Source organism: Actinoplanes sp. NPDC051861 (genome assembly GCF_040681145.1).
In the GTDB taxonomy this organism is placed as follows: Bacteria; Actinomycetota; Actinomycetes; order Mycobacteriales; family Micromonosporaceae; genus Actinoplanes.
The window spans coordinates 125,546-143,554 of the sequence record NZ_JBFAYE010000009.1; the positions used below are offsets into that span (position 1 = coordinate 125,546).

At 69.8% G+C, this 18,009-nt stretch carries 13 protein-coding genes and 1 pseudogene; 7 read left to right on the forward strand and 7 right to left on the reverse strand.

Going from position 1 to position 18,009, the window contains the following annotated elements; translation table 11 throughout:
- The first annotated feature begins 40 nt into the window (after nucleotides 1-40).
- Both AB0M02_RS24180 and mptB read left to right on the forward strand, forming a co-directional pair.
- On the forward strand, nucleotides 41-652 hold the full coding sequence (locus AB0M02_RS24180) for a hypothetical protein (protein WP_364230219.1): 612 nt from the start codon (nucleotides 41-43) through the stop codon (nucleotides 650-652).
- A gap of 120 nt (nucleotides 653-772) precedes the next feature.
- A pseudogene (mptB, locus tag AB0M02_RS24185) lies at nucleotides 773-1,384 on the forward strand (polyprenol phosphomannose-dependent alpha 1,6 mannosyltransferase MptB); the annotation flags it as partial.
- Nucleotides 1,385-2,020: 636 nt separating this feature from the next.
- Here mptB and AB0M02_RS24190 read toward each other — a convergent pair.
- Entirely contained in the window at nucleotides 2,021-3,025 is a 1,005-nt protein-coding gene (locus AB0M02_RS24190) for an alcohol dehydrogenase catalytic domain-containing protein (protein WP_364230221.1), read from the reverse strand.
- A gap of 152 nt (nucleotides 3,026-3,177) precedes the next feature.
- Here AB0M02_RS24190 and AB0M02_RS24195 point away from each other — a divergent pair, with 152 nt between their 5' ends.
- From AB0M02_RS24195 to AB0M02_RS24205, 3 genes are read left to right on the forward strand one after another with little or no spacing between them, the layout of a single operon-like run.
- On the forward strand, nucleotides 3,178-4,140 hold the full coding sequence (locus tag AB0M02_RS24195; RefSeq protein ID WP_364230223.1) for an alpha/beta hydrolase: 963 nt from the start codon (nucleotides 3,178-3,180) through the stop codon (nucleotides 4,138-4,140).
- A 9-nt stretch (nucleotides 4,141-4,149) separates the two neighbouring features.
- Nucleotides 4,150-5,121 (forward strand): helix-turn-helix domain-containing protein, encoded by a 972-nt coding sequence (locus tag AB0M02_RS24200; protein WP_364230225.1) that lies wholly within the window; start codon nucleotides 4,150-4,152, stop codon nucleotides 5,119-5,121.
- A 26-nt stretch (nucleotides 5,122-5,147) separates the two neighbouring features.
- Nucleotides 5,148-5,714, forward strand: a complete 567-nt coding sequence (locus tag AB0M02_RS24205; protein ID WP_364230228.1) for a DUF1697 domain-containing protein — start codon at nucleotides 5,148-5,150, stop codon at nucleotides 5,712-5,714.
- 41 nt (nucleotides 5,715-5,755) lie between these two features.
- Here AB0M02_RS24205 and AB0M02_RS24210 read toward each other — a convergent pair whose 3' ends face one another.
- The 5 genes from AB0M02_RS24210 to AB0M02_RS24230 are packed head-to-tail and all read right to left on the reverse strand — an operon-like array spanning nucleotide 5,756 to nucleotide 12,422.
- Nucleotides 5,756-7,447 carry a CBM35 domain-containing protein gene (locus AB0M02_RS24210; protein ID WP_364230231.1) on the reverse strand — a complete coding sequence of 564 codons (1,692 nt, stop codon included), beginning with the start codon at nucleotides 7,445-7,447 and terminating at the stop codon, nucleotides 5,756-5,758.
- A 37-nt stretch (nucleotides 7,448-7,484) separates the two neighbouring features.
- Nucleotides 7,485-9,392 carry a beta-L-arabinofuranosidase domain-containing protein gene (locus AB0M02_RS24215; RefSeq protein WP_364230234.1) on the reverse strand — a complete coding sequence of 636 codons (1,908 nt, stop codon included), beginning with the start codon at nucleotides 9,390-9,392 and terminating at the stop codon, nucleotides 7,485-7,487.
- An 8-nt stretch (nucleotides 9,393-9,400) separates the two neighbouring features.
- Entirely contained in the window at nucleotides 9,401-10,210 is an 810-nt protein-coding gene (locus AB0M02_RS24220) for a carbohydrate ABC transporter permease (protein ID WP_364230236.1), read from the reverse strand.
- Nucleotides 10,211-10,224: 14 nt separating this feature from the next.
- Nucleotides 10,225-11,169: a sugar ABC transporter permease gene (locus AB0M02_RS24225; protein WP_364230238.1), complete on the reverse strand. Its 945-nt coding sequence runs from the start codon at nucleotides 11,167-11,169 to the stop codon at nucleotides 10,225-10,227.
- Nucleotides 11,170-11,171: 2 nt separating this feature from the next.
- A complete protein-coding gene (locus AB0M02_RS24230) occupies nucleotides 11,172-12,422 on the reverse strand; it encodes an extracellular solute-binding protein (RefSeq protein WP_364230241.1) in 1,251 nt (416 codons plus the stop codon).
- Between the two features lie 179 nt (nucleotides 12,423-12,601).
- Between AB0M02_RS24230 and AB0M02_RS24235 the strand changes: the two genes are divergently transcribed.
- Nucleotides 12,602-13,573, forward strand: a complete 972-nt coding sequence (locus AB0M02_RS24235; protein WP_364230243.1) for a LacI family DNA-binding transcriptional regulator — start codon at nucleotides 12,602-12,604, stop codon at nucleotides 13,571-13,573.
- Nucleotides 13,574-13,679: 106 nt separating this feature from the next.
- Nucleotides 13,680-17,222, forward strand: coding sequence for a LamG-like jellyroll fold domain-containing protein (locus AB0M02_RS24240; RefSeq protein ID WP_364230245.1), 3,543 nt, complete (start codon nucleotides 13,680-13,682; stop codon nucleotides 17,220-17,222).
- A 28-nt stretch (nucleotides 17,223-17,250) separates the two neighbouring features.
- On the opposite strand, the gene AB0M02_RS24245 is transcribed toward AB0M02_RS24240, so the two are convergent.
- Entirely contained in the window at nucleotides 17,251-17,988 is a 738-nt protein-coding gene (locus AB0M02_RS24245) for a DUF5984 family protein (RefSeq protein WP_364230247.1), read from the reverse strand.
- Nucleotides 17,989-18,009 lie beyond the last annotated feature (21 nt).

The following is an 18,009-nucleotide window of genomic DNA, read 5'->3' on the forward strand; positions in this document are numbered from 1 at the left end:
ATCCATAAATGGAATAGACGGCCAGGGGGTTTGCAGAGACATGGGTGTTCCACTCAGTGACGTCGCCGTCGAACTCGTCGGCGCATGCGTCCACGCTCTGCGGTTCGCCGTCGGCACCCCCCTCGGCTATCCGTACGCCGCCGCCGGCATCGCGACGACCAATCCGCCGCCGGCGCTTTACCGGCGGGTGCAGGTCGCGTCGCCTCCCCCGGCAAGGGGCGGCGAGCCCTGGGAGACGGGCATGACCCTGGACAACAAGGAGTTCCAGCCGGACGCCTTGCCGCTCCGGCTCGCCGAGGTGAAGCTCGAAGAGGGGATCGCCTCACTCGACCTGCCGGATCCGGGAAGCATCGTACTGGACCGTTGGTTCAGCGTCCCCCGCCGTTCGGTCACGATGGAGTTCCCCGGCTCTGACCTGGGACGCTGCCTGCTCTCCGTCCACTACTGGAATCCGTCGGTGGCGGAGGGTGACGGTGTCACCCGTCAGGTCGACTACTACGGGACCTACACCATGAAGTTCGACCACCCGCTGCCCGCCGACTCCTGGATCGCCGTCAGCATCGACAACTTCTGGCCGCCGGAGCGGGACAGCGCCGACCTCCTGGTCCCCCTCACCGACTGCGAGAGCTGGTGCCCCGCCACCGCATCTTGAAGCTCGGTGGTCGCCTGAAGTTCGCCGGATGCCGGTCTCCCGCTCACCCGGGACCCGCAACATTCCCGAGTGTCCGCAACGTCCGTGCGCTGTCTCGGCCTGGCCGGCTCGCTGCTGCTGGTGACCGCCGGCTGGCTCGGCGGCGCGCTGCCCGCCGCCGACCTGGCCAGTAACCCGCTCACGATCGCGCTCGGCCCGCACGGCCCGGTCATCCTGGGTTTCTGGCTGATCGGGACGGGCCTTCAGGCGTACGCGTGGCTGTCCACGAAGGACATCAGCCGGCCGTTGTTCACCGCGCTGCTGTGGATGCTGCCGTTCCTGTTCGCGCCGCCGATGGGCAGCCGGGACTTCTACTCCTACGCGTGCCAGGGCGAGATGCTCCTGCACGGCCTCAACCCGTATCAGGCCGGTGTGGACGCGCTGCCGTGCACCTGGATCGAGACGGTGTCACCGATCTGGCGTGACACGCCCACCCCGTACGGTCCCCTCTTTCTTCTCCTCGCGGCCGCGGCCGTCGCACTCGGCGGAAGCCTCACCGGGATCCTCGTGGTGTTCCGGCTGCTCACCCTGGCCGGGATCCTGGCCGTCGCCGCCGGCCTGCCGGTGCTGGCGCGACAGTGCGGCGTCCCGCCCGGCCGGGCGATCTGGATCGGTCTCGCCGGTCCGCTGATCGGTGCCCATCTGCTCGCCGCGCCGCACAACGAGGCGGTGATGCTCGGGCTGATGGTGGGCGGCCTCGCACTGATCACCAAACGACCGCTCCTGGCCGGTGCCCTGCTCGGTCTCGCGGTAGCAGTCAAGGCCATCGCCGTCGTGACGATCCCGTTCGCGGTGCTGATCGCGTGGCGAGCCGGAAGACGGGAAACCGCCGTCTCGGCCACGGCAGCCTTCGCCGCGGTCACGGTGGTGAGCGGTCTCGGTCTCGGCTGGATCCCGGCCATGCGGGTGGGCGACTCGCTCATCCAGATCACCTCACCGCCGACCGCGATCGGCATGACCCTGACCTATCTCGGTCAGCTCATCAATCCCAGCTTCGACGCGGTCCCGGCTGTGCGCACGGTCGCGATGATCCTGCTGGCGGGCACGCTGATCCTGCTGTGGATCAGGGCGGTGCGCGGCGCCGACCCTCTGCACGGTGCCGCACTCGCGCTGGCCGCGACGGTCGCGCTCGCCCCGGTCTTCCACCCCTGGTATGCGCTCTGGCCCCTCGTCCTGCTGGCCGCGACGACGCGGAACACGCGGGCGATCATGCTGGTCACGGTCGCGGCGTCGTTCCTCACGCTGCCCGACGGCAGCGGCCTGGCCCGGTTCGTCAAGTTCCCCGGCGCCCCGATCGTCACGCTGCTGCTGATCGCGCTGCTGCGTGCCTCAGCGCCTCGGATCAACGAGTATTTTCGGGCCGTCTCCGGCGCCGGCCGGTCGGTGGCCGGCCAGCACGCCGGCCACGTCGTCCAGGCCGGCGACTGCCGCGACGAGGGGCCGTGGGTCGACAAGACCTTGAGCGTACGCGCGAACGACCGCCCCCAGCCCCCCGGAGGCACCGAGGATGCCGACCGCCGTCACGTCCTTCAGCACGACGTCGCGGGTGTCGATCGTGCTGGGCGTCCCGGACAGCCCGATGCAGACCACCCGGCGCCCCGGCTCGACCAGGCGGACGGCGAGTCCCGGCATCTCGGGCCCGTTCGTGGCGTCGATGACCGCGTCCCAGGCCAGGTCCGGTAGCGAGTCGCGGCTCCAGACCCCGGTGAAGCCGAGCTCGCGGGCGAACCCGAGGTGGTGGCCGAGCAGGTGCGTCTCGATGCCGCGTGATCGGGCGATCATCGCGCTGAGCAGCCCGATCGTGCCGGTGCCGAGGACCAGCAGCCGTTCGCCCGCGGCGAGGGCGGCAGCGGTGACGCTGCGCTCGGCGTTGCCGCCCGGCTCGACCAGCGCGCCCGCGGTGGCGTCGACGGTGTCCGGCAGCGCGTGCAGGTACGCGGCCGGGAACGCCAGCTTCTCGGCGAGCGCGCCGGGCAGCCCGTCGGCGATACCGAGCTCGCGCATCTCGGCGCAGACGTGGTGCCGCCCGCCGAGGCAGCGCCGGCAGCGCCCGCACGCGATCATCGTGTCGCCGGTGACCCGCCGCCCGCGCCAGCTCTCGTCGACTCCGGCACCGAGCGCGGTCACCACGCCGGACCACTCGTGGCCGGGCCGCAGCGGGTACGACGACCGGCCCGAGTGCAGGTAGCTCATCTCCCCGCTGAACAGCTCCACGTCGGTGCCGCACACCCCGGCCCGCTCCACCTCGACGACCACCTGCCCGGCGGCGGCCACCGGCTCGGGAACCTCCTGCACCTCGGCCTTGCCGGGCCCGGTGAACACCAGCGCGCGCATCACCCGGAAGATCCTAGGAGAACCGCGCCCCTGATCCACTGACCAGGACGGAACACTCGCCATCCGGCGGGCGAAACCCGCCAGTTGGCGGGAGCCTGGAGATCGGCTCGGGCCGAGAATCAGAAACCTCCCGGAAACAAAGGAGGCGCCACATGCAGGCTGTTCCCTTCGACCCCGAACTCGCCGCCGCCCTCGACGTGATCGGCGCGCAACTGCCGTCCGCGCTGACCGCCGACATGATCCAGCCGATGCGGGACGGCGCGTTGCTGGCCGATCTCACCGACGACGATCTGTCCCGCGAGGGTGCCTTCACCGTCGCCCGGCACACGGTTCCCGGCCCGGACGGCGACCCCGACATCGAGTTGCTGGTCCTCACCCCCGCGGACGCGAGCGGCCCGCTGCCCGGGATCTACCACACCCACGGTGGCGGCATGGTGCTCGGCAACAACCGCACCGGCGTGGACGGGCCGCAGGACTGGGCGCGGGAGGTGCCCGCCGTCATCGTCTCGGTCGAGTACCGGCTCGCTCCCGAACACCCGCACCCCGCTCCGGCCGAGGACTGCTACGCCGGGCTCGTCTGGACCGCGAAGCACGCCGCCGAGCTCGGCATCGACCCCGATCGCCTGCTCATCGCGGGCGCCAGCGCGGGCGGTGGCCTGGCCGCGGCGGTCACCCTGATGGCCCGCGACCGGGGCGGCCCGGCGCTCGCCGGCCAGATGCTGCTCTGCCCGATGATCGACGACCGCAACGACACCCCGTCGGCGGAGCAGATGGCCGGCCGCGGCGTCTGGGACCGCACCGCCAACGACACCGGCTGGACCGCGCTGCTCGGGGACGCCCGCGGCGGGCCGGACGTGTCACCGTACGCCGCACCCGCCCGCGCGACCGACCTCTCCGGCCTGCCGCCGGCGTTCATCGACGTCGGCTCGGCGGAGACGTTCCGGGACGAGGACGTCGCGTACGCCTCGCGCATCTGGCAGGCCGGCGGCCAGGCCGAACTGCACGTCTGGCCGGGCGGTTTCCACGGCTTCGACATGCTGGTGCCGCAGGCCGCCGTCTCGCAGGCGGCCCGCGCGGCGCGGATCCGCTGGCTACAGCGCCTGCTGGGCGCGTAGACAGTAGAGGTGAGAGACCTCGCCGCCCGGCTCGCGGCGCTCGACCCGGACGCCGGGGCGGCGCTGAGCGTCATCGCGTACTTCGACCGGCTCACCGAGGGCCGCGCCGGTCTGCAGGCGATCGTCCGCGGTGCGGCCGTGCTGGCCGGCTGCCCGGCCCGGCTCTCCGACGAGGGCCGCCGGATCCACCTGCGGGTTCAGCCCGACGGGACGGATGCGGCGGCCGGTGCTCCGGATCCGGCGTGGATGTCGGCGGACGCGGGCGGCGGCGCGGTGCTGCTGCTGGAGCGTGCCGGGCCGCCGGGGCCGGTCGAGGCGATGGTTCTGGAGCGTGCGGCGGGCGCGGCGCGGGCGGTGCTCGAGCGGACCCGCCGCGCGCCGCTCACCGATCCGGCGTCGATCGAGCTGGCGCTCGACGCCCAGGCGCCGCTCCCGGTCCGTCTTTCGGCGGCGGGCCGTCTGGGTTTCAAAGCCCATGATCGGGTACGCGTGATAGCACTCGTTTCCGGCGGAGCGCTCCTGGCCCTGGACGGCGACACGCCACCGCTCGCCGAGCGCGCCGGTGTCGGCCCCGCCGGCCCACCGGCCGACCTGCCCGCCTCCTGGGCCGCGGCCCGCGTCGCGCTCCGCTTCACCGCCGAGGGCACCGAACAGGACCCCGGCCGCCGCACGGTCCACGCCGACGACCTGGGCGGACTCGCCCTGCTGGCCGCGGCGGTCGGCCCCGGCACCGAACCGGTTCCCGACGTCCGCGCCCTCGACCGTGCCGCCGCGGCCGCACCCTGGGCCCTGGCCACCCTCGACGCCGTCGCCGACTCGGTCAGCCTGCGCGCCGCGGCCACCGCACTCCGGGTGCACCACTCCACCCTGCAGGACCGCTTGGCGCACGCCGTCCACGTGCTCGGCTGGGACGTCCGCGAACCACACGGCCGTCTCCGCCTCCAGCTGGCCCTCGCCCTGCGCCGCCTCCACCGCTCGTGATACGCCCTGCGGGTACGATTCGCGACGTGGAAACGCTTCTGATCCTCCTGCGCGGCATCAATGTCGGAGGTAAGAACAAGATTCCGATGGCGGAGCTGAGGACGTGGCTGGAAGGGCTCGGTTTTCTCGACGTCTCCACGTTCATCGCCAGTGGCAACGTCGTCGTGACGACGGACCGGTCGGCCGACGAGACAGCAGCTCAGATCGAAGCGGCGTTGCCCAAGGCCTTCCAGCTCGACAGTGAGATCGTCAAAGCGCTCGCCCTCACCGGTGAGGATCTCCAAGGCGTCGTGGACAACAGGCCGGCGGGCTTCGGTGACCAGCCTGACAAATACCACAGCGATGCGATTTTCCTGATCGGCGTCGACTCGGCCGAGGTGATGCCGATCTTCAATCCGCGAGAAGGCGTCGACCGGGTTTGGCCGGGTGAAGGCGTCGTCTATTCGGAGCGGCTCAGCGCTCAGCGCACCAAGAGCCGGCTGAATTCCATCATGACGTCGCCGCTCTACAAGTCGATGACCATCCGCAGCTGGAACACCACGGTCAAACTCCTGGAGATACTCAAGGCCAGAGGCGCGGACGAGCAGGCCTAGCGGCCCGGCCTGCGAACCTTCCGCAAGCCGGGCGTTCGGGGTCAGGACAGGTGGATGTAGTCGAGCTCGGCGTAACCCGTGCCGCCGGCGAAGAACGGTGAGCCCTTCGCGAGGCGGATGGTGTTCCAGCCGGCTCGGAGGGTGACCGTGGTGGTCACCGTGGAGCCGAAGACGCCCCAGCCGGCGGTCGGGGGATAGGTGACCGTCTGCCAGGCGCTGCCGTTGAAAGCCAGCCCGTGTGTGGCTGTGGCGCCGGTGCCGTTGGCGTACCCGATGTTCATCGTGTAGCTGCGGGCCGAGGGCACGTTGACCAGGAAGTCGACGAACGACTGGTTGCGGGAGTTGGCCGAACCGTCGATCTGGCCGACGTAGCCGCCGCTGGACGCCGAACCCGACGAGAACCGGTTGGCGTTGACGACGGTGGCGTTCTCCGCCTCGTACCGTTGCTGCCAGGTCGCCGCCCCGCTGGCCGGCGTGATCAGCAGTTGGTAGGCGTCCCAGGCGTGCATGTTGTTGACCGGGACGCTGATGCTGCCGCCGGACACCGTGTATGTGGCTGACGAGACCGCGATCGGCGCGCTCTGGTTGGTGGTGCGGCCGGTGGTGCCGCTGCGGGTCAGCGTGACCCGCACCGAGGAGCCGAGCGCACCGAGCCCGTTGACCCGGACCGTGTTGTTGCCGCTGTCACCGCCGAGCACGACGTTGACGAACCGGCGCGTCGGGTCGTAGGACGCGACCCCCTCCAGCCACGAGCCCGGCACGGTCTGCACGATGTTGCCGGCCATGTCGCCGTACCACCGGTACGGCCAGTACGACGAGGTCGGCGCGTTGTTGTGCAGCAGACCGTTGAGCGTGCCCGCCTCGTACCAGTAGGCGCGCTCGGCGCTGCGGATGCCGTGCCGCTCGAAGACGGCCATGTAGTGCACCGCGACGCTGGGGATGTCGACCTGCGACGGCGACGCGTACTCGTTGATCGAGATGGGCCGGGGCGAGATGCCCAGGGACCGCTCGATGGCCCGGTAGTCGTTCACGTGCGCCTGGACGTTGAGGTAGCTGTCGTTGTCCAGCTCGTGCCACACGATCACGTCCGGGAGGGTTGCGGTGTCCCGGGCGTTGGTGAGGAAGCTGACCAGCCAGTCGTGGTTGTAGATCGAGTGGCTGGGCCCGACGATCGGGGTGACCGTGTCGAGGGACCGGATCAGCCGATGGGTACGTGTCCACCCGGCGTTGAAGGTACCGGCGGCACTGGTGTTCCAGGTCCAGTCCGGCTCGTTCCACAGTTCGTACCCGTCGACGTTCGTGGTGCCGGTGGCCGCGACCCGCGCGTTCACCATGGTGCGCACCTTCGACTCCCAGTCCGCCCAGCTGACCCAGCGGTACGGGAAGTTCGGGTAGATGTCCGGCAGGCGCAGGAACTGCTGCGCGCCCGCGCTGGTGACCTTCCCGGCGACCTGCAGGCCGTCACAGCAGGGTGTGGTGGCGCCGTTGCCGAGTTGCTGCGTGCCGGGCGGCGGCTGGGTCAGGTGGTTCAGCCGCAGCGGATAGAGCTGGTCCAGGGGCGGTTTGCTGCCGGTGTCGACGGCGTACAGGCCTCCGGCGGCGACGTGGGTGACGGGGCGGACCACGGTGCCGACGTTGACGGTGAGGGTGTTGCCGGCCGCCTGTGCCGGGCTGGGGACGACCAGCCCGGCGGTGACCAGCAGGACGGTGAGCGCTGCTGCCTTTCTTCGCACGGTTCACCTCGGTGGGGGATGTGGATGGAGGACGGTGTTACGCCTCCCGTGTGCCGAGGGGTATCCAGACCCGCATCGGGCCGGGGGACCGGTTGGCCCACAGGAAGTAGGGGATGGCGGTGACGGTCGCGGGCGACCCGCTCGCCGGGGTGGTGCGCTGGAGGTCCTGGTAGAGCGGGGCGCCGCCGCCGGGCCGGGCCCGCAGCCGGACCTGGAGGGTGACCGGGGCGAGGCCACTGCTGTGGTACGCCACGAGCACCGGCGCGGCGACGTCGAGCTCCAGGTCCTCGAGGACGGCGCCCGCGGGCAGGTCGGCCTGCTCCAGGCAGTAGACGACCGGGCCGCGGACCAGGGCGGCGGTGCCACGGGTGGCGTCCACCCTCGGGTGGGCGGTGACCAGGCGGGGCGGCATCACGAGGGTGAGGCGTACCTGGTCGCCGGGGTGCCAGGTGCGGTGCAGGCGCAGGTAGCCGTCCTGCGCGCGGCCGCGAGCCGGTGCGGGTGTGCCGTTGACGGTGAGCCGGACGTCCTCGCACCAGGCGGGCACCCGCAGCGACAGCGTCCACGGCTCGGCCGGGGACTCGGTGACGGTCACCGTGACGTCCTCGTCCCACGGATACCGGGTGGTCACCTCGACGGCGCGCCCGCTGTCGGCGATGGTGCCGGCGGCGTACAGATGAAGTTGCAGGCCGTCCGGGCCGCCGGTGGCGAGGTACGCGTGCAGCGACGCCATCAGCCGGGCCAGGTTGGGCGGGCAGCAGGCGCAGGAGTACCAGGTCAGCCGCTGCGACGGGGCGTCCTCGTGCGAGCCGTCGTGCCCGGTGCGCATCTGCAGCGGGTTGGAGTAGAAGAACGCGGTGCCGTCCGCGGCGGTGCTGCCCGCGATGCCGTTGTGCAGCACCCGTTCCATCTCGTCGGCGTACCTCACGTCGCCGGTCGCGAGCAGCAGCCGCCAGGCCAGCTGGAAGTTGCCGATCGCCGCGCAGGTCTCCGCGTACGCGCGGTCCGGCGGCAACTCGTACGGGTCGCCGTACGCCTCGTCGCGGTGCCGCGACCCCTGCCCGCCGGTGAGGTAGGTGCGGCTGTCGAGGGCGGAGTCCCAGAGCCGCACCGCAGCCTCCAGCAGCTCCCGGTCGCCGGTCTCGACGGCCACGTCCACCGCGCCGGCCAGCAGATAGACCTGCCGGACGACGTGACCGGTGACCTCGGTGGTGTCCCGCAGCGGCAGGTGGTCCTGGTAGTACGCCGGCCCGAACCGGCCCTCGCCGAGCACGCCGTGTCCGCGGTTGCCGACGAACCGGCCGGCCAGGTCGAGGTACGGGCGGTGCCCGGTCACCCGGTACAGCTCGACCAGCGCGGTCTCCACCTCGGGATGGCCGTCCACTTCGGCGCTCACCGCGTACCTCTGCACCAGAAGGTCCGCGAAACGGCGCGCGACCGCAACGACCTGCTGGGCCGCGATGGTGTCCGGCGCGGAACGCGCCGCGGCGACAGCGGCCTGGATCAGATGGCCGGCGGTGTACATCTCGTGGCTGTAGTGCAGTTCGGCGAACTGCTTCGCGCGGTTCTCCGGGTCCTGGTACCACGAGTCGAGATAGCCGTCGGGGTCCTGCGCCTTCTCCAGCAGCGCGGACACCTCGTCGGCGAACGCCGGCGCCGCGCCGGACCAGAACGCCGCCTCCAGAGTCTTGTGCACGTCGGTGTCGGCGAACCACATGCCGGCGAACGCGGCGCTGGAGTCGCCGGTCAGCCTGCGCAGGTTCGTCAGGTTGCCGTGGACGCCGAGTTGCTCGACGCAGTGCGGCAGCGTGGCGCCGGCGTTGCGTGCCTGCCAGCCGCCGAGCAGGCCGTCCGGCGTCAGCCGCACCGCGCTCGCGGGCAGTGGCCGCAGCCGTCCGAGCGCGGTCGGCGTGGGCACGACGGGGCCGTGGGAGACGAAGCTCATGAAGTTCCTCAGTCCTTGACAGCGCCGGCGGTCACACCGGCGGCCACGTAACGCTGGGCCAGGATGAGCAGCAGCGTCGCGGGGATGGAGGCGACCACGGCGGTCGCCATGATCGCGTTCCACTGCTGGTTGTTGTTACCGATGTAGTGGTAGATGCCGAGCGTGATCGGCTGCATGTCGCCGCCGCCGTCGAGCGTCGTGGCGAACACGAAGTCGGACCACGCCCAGAGGAACGCGAACAGGCTCACCGTGACGATCGCGTTGCGGCTGACCGGCAGGATCACCGAGACGAACGTCCGCCACCGCGACGCACCGTCGATGAGCGCCGCGTTGATCAGCTCGTCGGGAATGCCGGACATGAACGCCGTGAAGATCAGAACGCCGAACGGGACCGCGATCGTGGAGTCGGCGAGGATCAGCCCGGGAACGGTGTTGAGGACGCCCAGCCGCAGGTAGATGGCGTAGAAGCCCATCGCCATGATGATCCCCGGGATCATCTGCGCGATCAGCAGCACGAAGCTGAGCGCGCCGCCGCCCCGGGGCCGCAGCTTGGCCAGGGCGTACCCGGCCGGCGCGGAGATGATCAACGTCAGCGCGACGGTGCCGAGCCCGAGGACCAGGCTGGTGCCGAGGTACGGCATCTGCTGGTCGAGGACGGCCCGGTAACCCTCCAGCGTCCCGTTGAACGGGAACAGGTGCGGCGGGTCGGCACGCATGTCGGTGTCCCGCGTGAACGACACGTTGATCATCCAGTAGATCGGGAACAGCATGACGGCCGTGAAGAACAGGCCGAGCGCGGTTTTCGCGTGCTGTCTCATGCGTCCTGCCTGTCTCATGCGTTCTGCCTCCTCTGGATGCGGATGTAGAGGAGGCCGAAGACCAGGGCCATCACGATGAGCAGGTTGCCGACCGCGGCGCCGGGGCCGAACTCGGGCAGCAGGTTGCCGAAGCTGAGCCGGTAGGACCAGGTGGCGAACGTCGTCGACGCGTCGGCGGGACCACCCTTGGTCATGATCCAGATGATGTCGAAGACCTTGAGCGTGTAGACGAGCCCGAGCAGCAGCGTGATGGCGGAGACCGGGCGCAGCAGGGGGAACGTCACTCGCCAGAAGCGCTGCCAACCCGTCGCGCCGTCGATGGCGGCCGCCTCGTGCACCTCGTGCGGTATCGCCTGCAGACCGCTGTACAGCACCACGAGGTTGAACGGGATGCCGATCCATATGTTCGCGATGACCACACTGACGAGCGCCCAGTCAGGTGAAGTCAACCAGTTGACCGCGTCAATGTTGATTACGGCAAGTGCAGTATTCACGATTCCGGAATCACTGTTGAGCATCCATGCGAACGTCGACGCGCTCACGATCAACGGCAGCAGCCACGGGATGAGGAACAGGGCGCGCAGTGTCGACGACAGCCGGAAGTGCTGTGTGAAGAAGACGGCCAGCGCGAGCCCGATGGCGAACTGGACGGCGATCGACACGAACGTGAAGACCAGCGTGTGCAGCAGTGCCGGCCCGAAGGTGGGGTCGGCGAAGACGGTTCGGTAGTTGTCCAGTCCGCTGAACGGCGCGTCGCCCTGCACGAAGCTGCGAACCGTATAGTGACGCAGGCTCAGGTCCAGGTTGCGATAGAGCGGGTAGGCGTAGAACGCGACCAGGTAGATCACGATCGGCGCCAGGAACGCCCAGGCCGCCCAGTTGCCGCTGCGGCTCTTTCCGAGGTTTCCCTCCGCCCGCGGCCGGGCCGGGGCGGAGGGACGCGTTGCCAGATTCGTCATGGTTACTTGGTGGCGGCGGCCGCGGTGGTCTGCGCGTCGGTCATCGCCTGCTGCGGTTCCTTCGAGCCGCTCAGCGCCGCCTGGAAGGCCGTCCACATGGGCTGCGAGATCTTCGGGTACTTCGTGCCGAGGTCGTCACTGGTCCGGCCCTTGGCCGCCTTGACCGCGGCGACCCACACTTCGAGTTCCTTGTTCTCGGCGACCTGCTTCTGCTGCACCGCCTCGGTGGCCGCGATGTAGGAGAGCGTGGTGTCCGTGGTGTACGCGTTGTCCGCGCTGGTCAGACACGAGATCAGTTTCTCGCTCGTGGCGTACCGGGCGGTCTCGGTCTGCACCGGTGCCGTGACGAACTCGCCGCCGGTGGGTGCCGGTGCGGTGCCGCCGGCCTGCGACGGGATCGGGATGATGCCGTACTCGAAACCGGTCTTCTTGGCGTTCGCCAGCTGCCAGGTGCCGTTCTCGCTGAACGCGAAGTCACCGGTGGCGAACTCCTGCCAGCTGGTGGTCTGGGTGTTGTTGAGCACCGAGTTGGGCGCGTACCCGCTCCCCAGCCAGTCGTTCCAGAGGGTCAGCGCGGCGACGCCCTGGGCCGAGTCGAGCTGGGTGAGGTTCGCCCCGGAGCCCCAGAACCAGGGGAGAAACTGGAACGAGCCCTCCTCGGTGCCGATCGCCGAGAACGTGATGCCCTTCTTGCCGGACGCCTTCACCTTCTGCAGGGCGGCGGTGAGGCCGGCCCAGTCCTTGATGGACGCCGGGTCGACACCGGCCTTGTCCAGGATCGCCTTGTTGTAGTACAAGGCGAGGGTGTTGGCACCGATCGGGATGCCGAACGTCTTGCCACCGGTCTGACCGGCGGCGAGGAGGTTCGGTGAGACGGCCGACGTGTCGACCTTGACCTCGTCGGTGGTCGTCAGCACACCGGCCTCGGCGAGCGTCGAGACGACCGGGTTGTCGACGATCAGCACGTCCGGCGAGTTGCCCTGCTGGGCGGCGAGCAGCGCCTTGTTCGTCAGGTCGGTGGTGTCGTACCCGGTCCGCTTGACGGTCACGCCGGCGTCGGTGCCGCACTTGGTCAGCAGCTTCACCCAGTCCGAGCTGTCGTCGAACTGGGGGTACGGGTCCCAGACGGTGTAGTCGCCGGTAGCGGCGCCGGAGCCGGAGTCGGAAGAGGAGTCGGAGGAGGATGAGCAGCCCGCCAGGAGGCAGGCGGAGAGGGTGATGGCCGCCGCGGCGCGCAGGCGTCGACGGGTCATATGAGGTCTCCTTGCACGGTGGATGTCATCTCAAGGAAAACGATTGCCTAGAAGCTAGGGAGACGCTTGCTCGCATGTCAAGAGCAAGTTACCGTCGCACTACGCCGGCCGTGGTCGGTTGTCAGGAAACTCAGGAGGAAACACTGAGCACTTCGGAACGCGCTGTCACCATCACTCAGGTGGCGGCGCTCGCGGGGGTCTCCACCGGGACGGCGTCCAAGGCGCTGAACGGGCGGGGGGCACTGCGACCAGAGACCCGGCAACGCGTTCAGCAGGCCGCCGAGCAGCTCGGGTTCGTCGCCAACGCGGCGGCGCGCAGCCTGCAGACCGGCCGCACGTACACGGTCGGGATGATCACGACGGACAGCATCGGCCGGTTCAGCATCCCGCTGCTCATCGGCGCCGAGGACGCGCTCGGGGCGGGACAGATGTCGGTCTTCCTCTGCGACGCCCGCGACGACCCGATCCGCGAGCAGTACTACCTGCGTACGCTGCTCAGCCGCAAGGTCGACGGGATCATAGTGACCGGCCGGCGCACCCAGGCGCGGGCGCCGATCGGGGTGGGCCTGCCGGTTCCGGTGGTGTACGCGTTCATCAGCTCGGCCGACCCGAGGGACTGCTCGGTAGTGCCCGACGAGGCCGACGGTGCCCGGCGCGCGGTGCAGCACCTGCTGGCGATCGGACGGCGGCGGATCGCCCACGTGACCGGTCCCGAGCACCACCACTCGGCGACGGTCCGGGCAACGGCGGCGGTCGACACGCTGGCCGCGGAGGGTCTGCGGCCCGCCGCGCCGATCCTCTACGGCGAGTGGAGCGAGGCGTGGGGCCGGCAGGCGGCAGGCATCCTGCTCTCCACCGGCGCGGACGTCGACGCGGTGTTCTGCGGCAGCGACCAGATCGCGCGCGGCCTCGCCGAGGGGCTGCAGAGCGCGGGACGGGAGATCCCGCGGGACGTCGCGCTGGTCGGGTTCGACAACTGGGACGTCATGGTCGACGGGTGCCGCCCCGCGCTGACCAGCGTCGACATGGACCTCGAGGGCATCGGGCGGTCGGCGGCCGAGCTGCTGCTCTCCGCCATCAACGGCGAGCCGGTGCAGGGCAAGCGGGCCCGCCCGTGCCGTCTCGTCCCCCGGGCCTCGACGGCGGTGTAGGAAGGAAATCGTTTTCCTGGTTTCCATTGACGGGCATCGCTGGGATCCGTAACGTACCCGAAACGATCCCGTTGTTAACGCTCACAGATGCCTGGGAGAGGCGTTCATGAGTCTCTGGAAACCGCTTTCCGCCACCGTGGCGGGCCTTCTGATCGCGACCGTTCCGGCAGTGCCGTCCTCCGCCGCCGACCTGCCCACCCCGGTCGTCGCCTACGAGTTCGACGACGGCGACCTGTCGAGCAGCGTCGTCACCGACACCTCCGGCAACGGCCTCGACGGCACACTCGTCAACGGGTCCACCGCGACCCTGGTCGACGGGGCGTCCGGCGGCCACGCCATCCAGCTTCCCGGCGGTGCGCCCACCTCGAACGGCGCCTACGTCACCGTCCCCCGCGCGGTCCTCGAGGGCCGTACCGACCTGACCGTCTCGGTGCGGGTCCGGTGGGACGGCACGACCGCGCCCTGGCAGTGGATCTACGCGCTGGGCAAGGACACCAGCCGGTACCTGTTCACCACGCCGTACAACGGGGACGGGCGGTTGCGTACCGCTGTCACCAAGGGCGGCGGTGGGGCGGCGGAGGCGCAGGTGACCGGGTACGCCGCACTGCCGGCGAACGCGTGGAAGACGATCACCGTGACGCTCGGCGGCGGCCGGGTCGCGACGTACCTCGACGGTGCCGTGGTCTCCTCGACGGCGACCGCACTGACCGCGGCGGACCTGCTGGACGCGGCCACCACGTCGGCCGGCTTCATCGGCCGCTCGTTCTACCAGGACCCGCTCTTCGACGGCGCGGTCGACTCGTTCCGTGTCTACGGCGCGGCCCTCACCGCCGCACAGGTGGCCGAACTCCACGGTGCGACGCCGCCGGCGGTCACCGGGCTGACGGCGAGCACCTTCGACGTGCGGACCACCATCGGGACGGCGCCGGCGCTGCCGGCGAGCGTGCGGGGGACCTTCACCGACGGGTACGACAGGGACGTCCCGCTCACCTGGGAGCCGGTCGATCCGGCACAGTACGCGCAGCGCGGCACGTTCACCGTCACCGGCACCGCCGCGGATCGCCCGGTGACCGCCACGGTGACGGTGATCCGCGAGGGCGAGCTCACGATCGACCTGGGCGAGACGACCGGCTCCTTCCACGGCGGCGCCGCCGGCACCCTCTACGGCCTGTACGGCGACGGCGTCCCCACGAACAACCTGATCGAGGGGATGAACCTGCGCACCGTTTCGACCAAGGCGCAGGACGGTCCGCAGCATCCCGGCGCGGACGCCCTCGAGGTGGTGAAGCCCCTCGCGGACAGCACCGGCGGGGACGTCTACATCTACATGACCGACATTCACCGCGGGTTCCCGTACCAGTGGCCGGGCAGCACGCCCGAGGAGAAGCTGAGCACCTACCGCGAGAAGATCGCCAAGCAGGTGGACCAGGTGCTCACGATGCCGGCCGAGTACCAGGACAACGTGGTGTTCGTGCCGTTCAACGAGCCCGAGGGCAACATGTTCGGCACCGGCGAGTGGAGCTACAACGGGGTGAGCTGGCTCAGCGACCCCGGCGACTACTTCGCGGCATGGGACGACTTCTACCGGCTGATCAAGCAGAAGATGCCGTCGGCGCGGATCGCCGGCCCCAACACGAGCATCCTGTTCGAGCAGGTCAAGGGGTTCCTGACGCACGCACGGGACGCGGGGACACTGCCTGATGTGATCACCTGGCACGAGCTGAGCCACCCGGAGGCGGTCCGCGAGAGCGTCGTGAAGTACCGGGAGTGGGAGGCCACCCTGCTGCCCGGGAGAAAACTGCCGATCAACATCAATGAGTACGCGTTCAACTACCACACCTCGGTGCCCGGCCAGATGATCCAGTGGATCTCGGCGATCGAGGAGTCCAAGGTCGACGCGGACATCGCGTACTGGAACATCGACGGGAACCTGTCGGACTCGGCTGTCCAGGCGAACCGGGGCAACGGGCAGTGGTGGCTGTTCAACGCGTACGGCGCGATGACCGGGGACACTGTTCGCGTGTCGCCGCCCTATCCGGGGCAGAACTACACGCTGCAGGGAGTGGCGAGCCTGGACCGGTCGAAGAAGCAGGCTCGGGCGATCTTCGGTGGCGCCACCGGCAAGGGGTACATCCGGTTCACGAACGTGCCGAAGTACTTCGGGAAGAGCGTGCACGCCTGGATCCGGGAGATTCCGTGGACCGGGCAGGTGGGCGATTCGGCCCAGCCGCGCCTTCTCGCGGAGAAGGACGTCAGGGTGACGTCGGGTGAGGTGGTCCTCGAGTTTCCGGAATTGCTGGAGGCTTCGGCGTACGAAATCGTCTTGAGCCCCTCCGGGGAGAGTGACCGGACCGCTGCCTCGCCCACCGACTGGCAGGGTTCCTTCGAGGCGGAGAACGCGACTTGGACGGGCGGTGGATACAGCCGGAACGGGCCGGAAGGATCGCCGGCGGACGTGTCGAAGTTCTACACCTCGGGCGGTTTCAACGTCGGCGGGCTGCGGACCGGCAGCGACGGCGTGCTCGATTTCAAGGTGAACGTGCCGCGCGACGGGGAATACGACCTGAGCGTCTTCGCCAATTCGCTGAACACCTACGACCTGGTGCGGGAACAGGGCCCGACGAATGTGTTCCTGCGCGTCGACGGTGCCGCTGAGCAGGAGGTATTCCTGCCGCTCGGGTACAAATGGGTGGTCTGGGACCACGCGGACACGACAGTTTCGCTGACGGCGGGGGAGCACACGATCTCGCTGGCCGCGCGGAGCCTCGACGGTTCCCGGGTCACCAAGGGCGACGCGATCGTCGATCGGATCACCCTCGGGCTCCCGAATCCCGCGGCGGCGACAGCGGTCTACGAGGCCGAATTGGCAAAACTGTCCCGCGCCCGCCCGGAGTACTCCGGGCGCCGGACCTCGGGATCGGGTGGGGTGGCGCTGGAAAAGGGCGGGACAGCGACGTTCTGGGTCTATTCCGCGGCCGACGCGGCGTCGATCCTGGACGTCGCGGTGACATCGGGCGAGGTGGCCGTTTCGGTGAACGGTCTCCCGGTCGGCGGGCGCAAGGCCGCGGTGTCGCTCTCCGGCGGCGTCAACAAGGTCGTGGTGACCGGTAAATCCCATCGGGCCGTGATCGACCGCCTCGACGTCCGGGCGGGCGCCCTGCCGTCGCGTTCCTACGAGGCCGAGGCGGCCGCGGTCTCCGGAAGCGCGGCGGTGGTGGCGAAGTCACTGGCCGGCGGGGGATCGGCGGTCGACGGGGTCACGGGTTCCAGCCGGCTGACCTTCACCGTTTCCGCCGACAAATCTGATATTTACGCTTTGCGGATCCGCTACTCGAACCCCGAGCAGGCGGTGGCCACCCACTACAACCCGGACCCCCTCGCGCGGCACGCGGACATCTCGGTCAACGGCGCGGCGGCCAAGCGGGTGCTCTTCCCGCACAGCTTCCACAGCAACAACTTCTGGGAACTGACCGTCCCGGTCACCCTGAAACGCGGCCAGAACACCCTCACGTTCTCGTCGGCGGAACTACCCAACTTCGACGGCGTCACCTACGCCTCCGACGACTGGCCGGACGTGCTCCTGCGCTCCGCGCTCGCCCCGCTCATCGACAGGGTGACGGTGACACCGTTCAGCGCACCCGCCCGCTGACGGAGTGAAGGGCCGGTACGCCGGCCCTTCACTCCAGGGGCCAGGCCGACATCTCGGCAGCGCCCGCACGCACCGCGTCCCAGTCGGTCGCCCTCGGCTGGGACAGGCGCCGTTGCAGCCATTGGCTGCGATCGGTGTGCTCCCTCCGCAAATGCGTCAGATCGAGATCGACGGCCGGGAGCGGGTTGCGCTCACACTCGGCGACCCGCTCCGCCATCGCTGTGATCAGGCGGCTGTCGAAGTCCTCGACGGCCGCGTAGAACTCCGCCGCAGGAACCTGGATCTCCAGCCGGGGTGGCCCGTCGAACGTGTCCCGGTCCTCCGGCGATATCTGCTGGCAGAGAGTGATCGTCTCGTTCCGCCGCCAGCACCGCAGGATCGGAGACTTGGCCAGGTAACCGAGGTACATGTTGAAGTCGCTCTGCAGATCGAGCGCCGAGTCGACCGCGTCGCTCCACTCGTCGGGAAACTCGCGGCGGGGGAACGTCCCGTCGACGAAGCCGATGAGATCGTCCGGAACCGGCTCGAGCAGCGCCCAGCTCAGCACGATCACGTCCTCCCACAGCCGCACGACCTGATAGCCGGGATACGGTCGCTCGAGATTCCAGCGGCTGACCGCCTCCTCGCGATACCGCAGGATCTCTCGGCCCCGAACACTGATCCAGTACCAGCCGTCGGTCAGCCCGAACCAATGCAGCGACGGCTTGTCACCACCCCAGCGCGCCACCTCGGCGAGTGGGCGTAACTCGAACTCGAACCGCAACACCGGATCACCTCACCATGACGG

Coding starts and splice junctions, on each gene's coding strand:
- AB0M02_RS24220 (WP_364230236.1), bottom strand. CDS start 10,210: ATGAGACAGCACGCGAAAACCGCGCTCGGCCTGTTCTTCACGGCCGTC.
- AB0M02_RS24215 (WP_364230234.1), bottom strand. CDS start 9,392: ATGAGCTTCGTCTCCCACGGCCCCGTCGTGCCCACGCCGACCGCGCTC.
- AB0M02_RS24240 (WP_364230245.1), top strand. CDS start 13,680: ATGAGTCTCTGGAAACCGCTTTCCGCCACCGTGGCGGGCCTTCTGATC.
- AB0M02_RS24225 (WP_364230238.1), bottom strand. CDS start 11,169: ATGACGAATCTGGCAACGCGTCCCTCCGCCCCGGCCCGGCCGCGGGCG.
- AB0M02_RS24190 (WP_364230221.1), bottom strand. CDS start 3,025: ATGCGCGCGCTGGTGTTCACCGGGCCCGGCAAGGCCGAGGTGCAGGAG.
- AB0M02_RS24230 (WP_364230241.1), bottom strand. CDS start 12,422: ATGACCCGTCGACGCCTGCGCGCCGCGGCGGCCATCACCCTCTCCGCC.
- AB0M02_RS24195 (WP_364230223.1), top strand. CDS start 3,178: ATGCAGGCTGTTCCCTTCGACCCCGAACTCGCCGCCGCCCTCGACGTG.
- AB0M02_RS24180 (WP_364230219.1), top strand. CDS start 41: ATGGGTGTTCCACTCAGTGACGTCGCCGTCGAACTCGTCGGCGCATGC.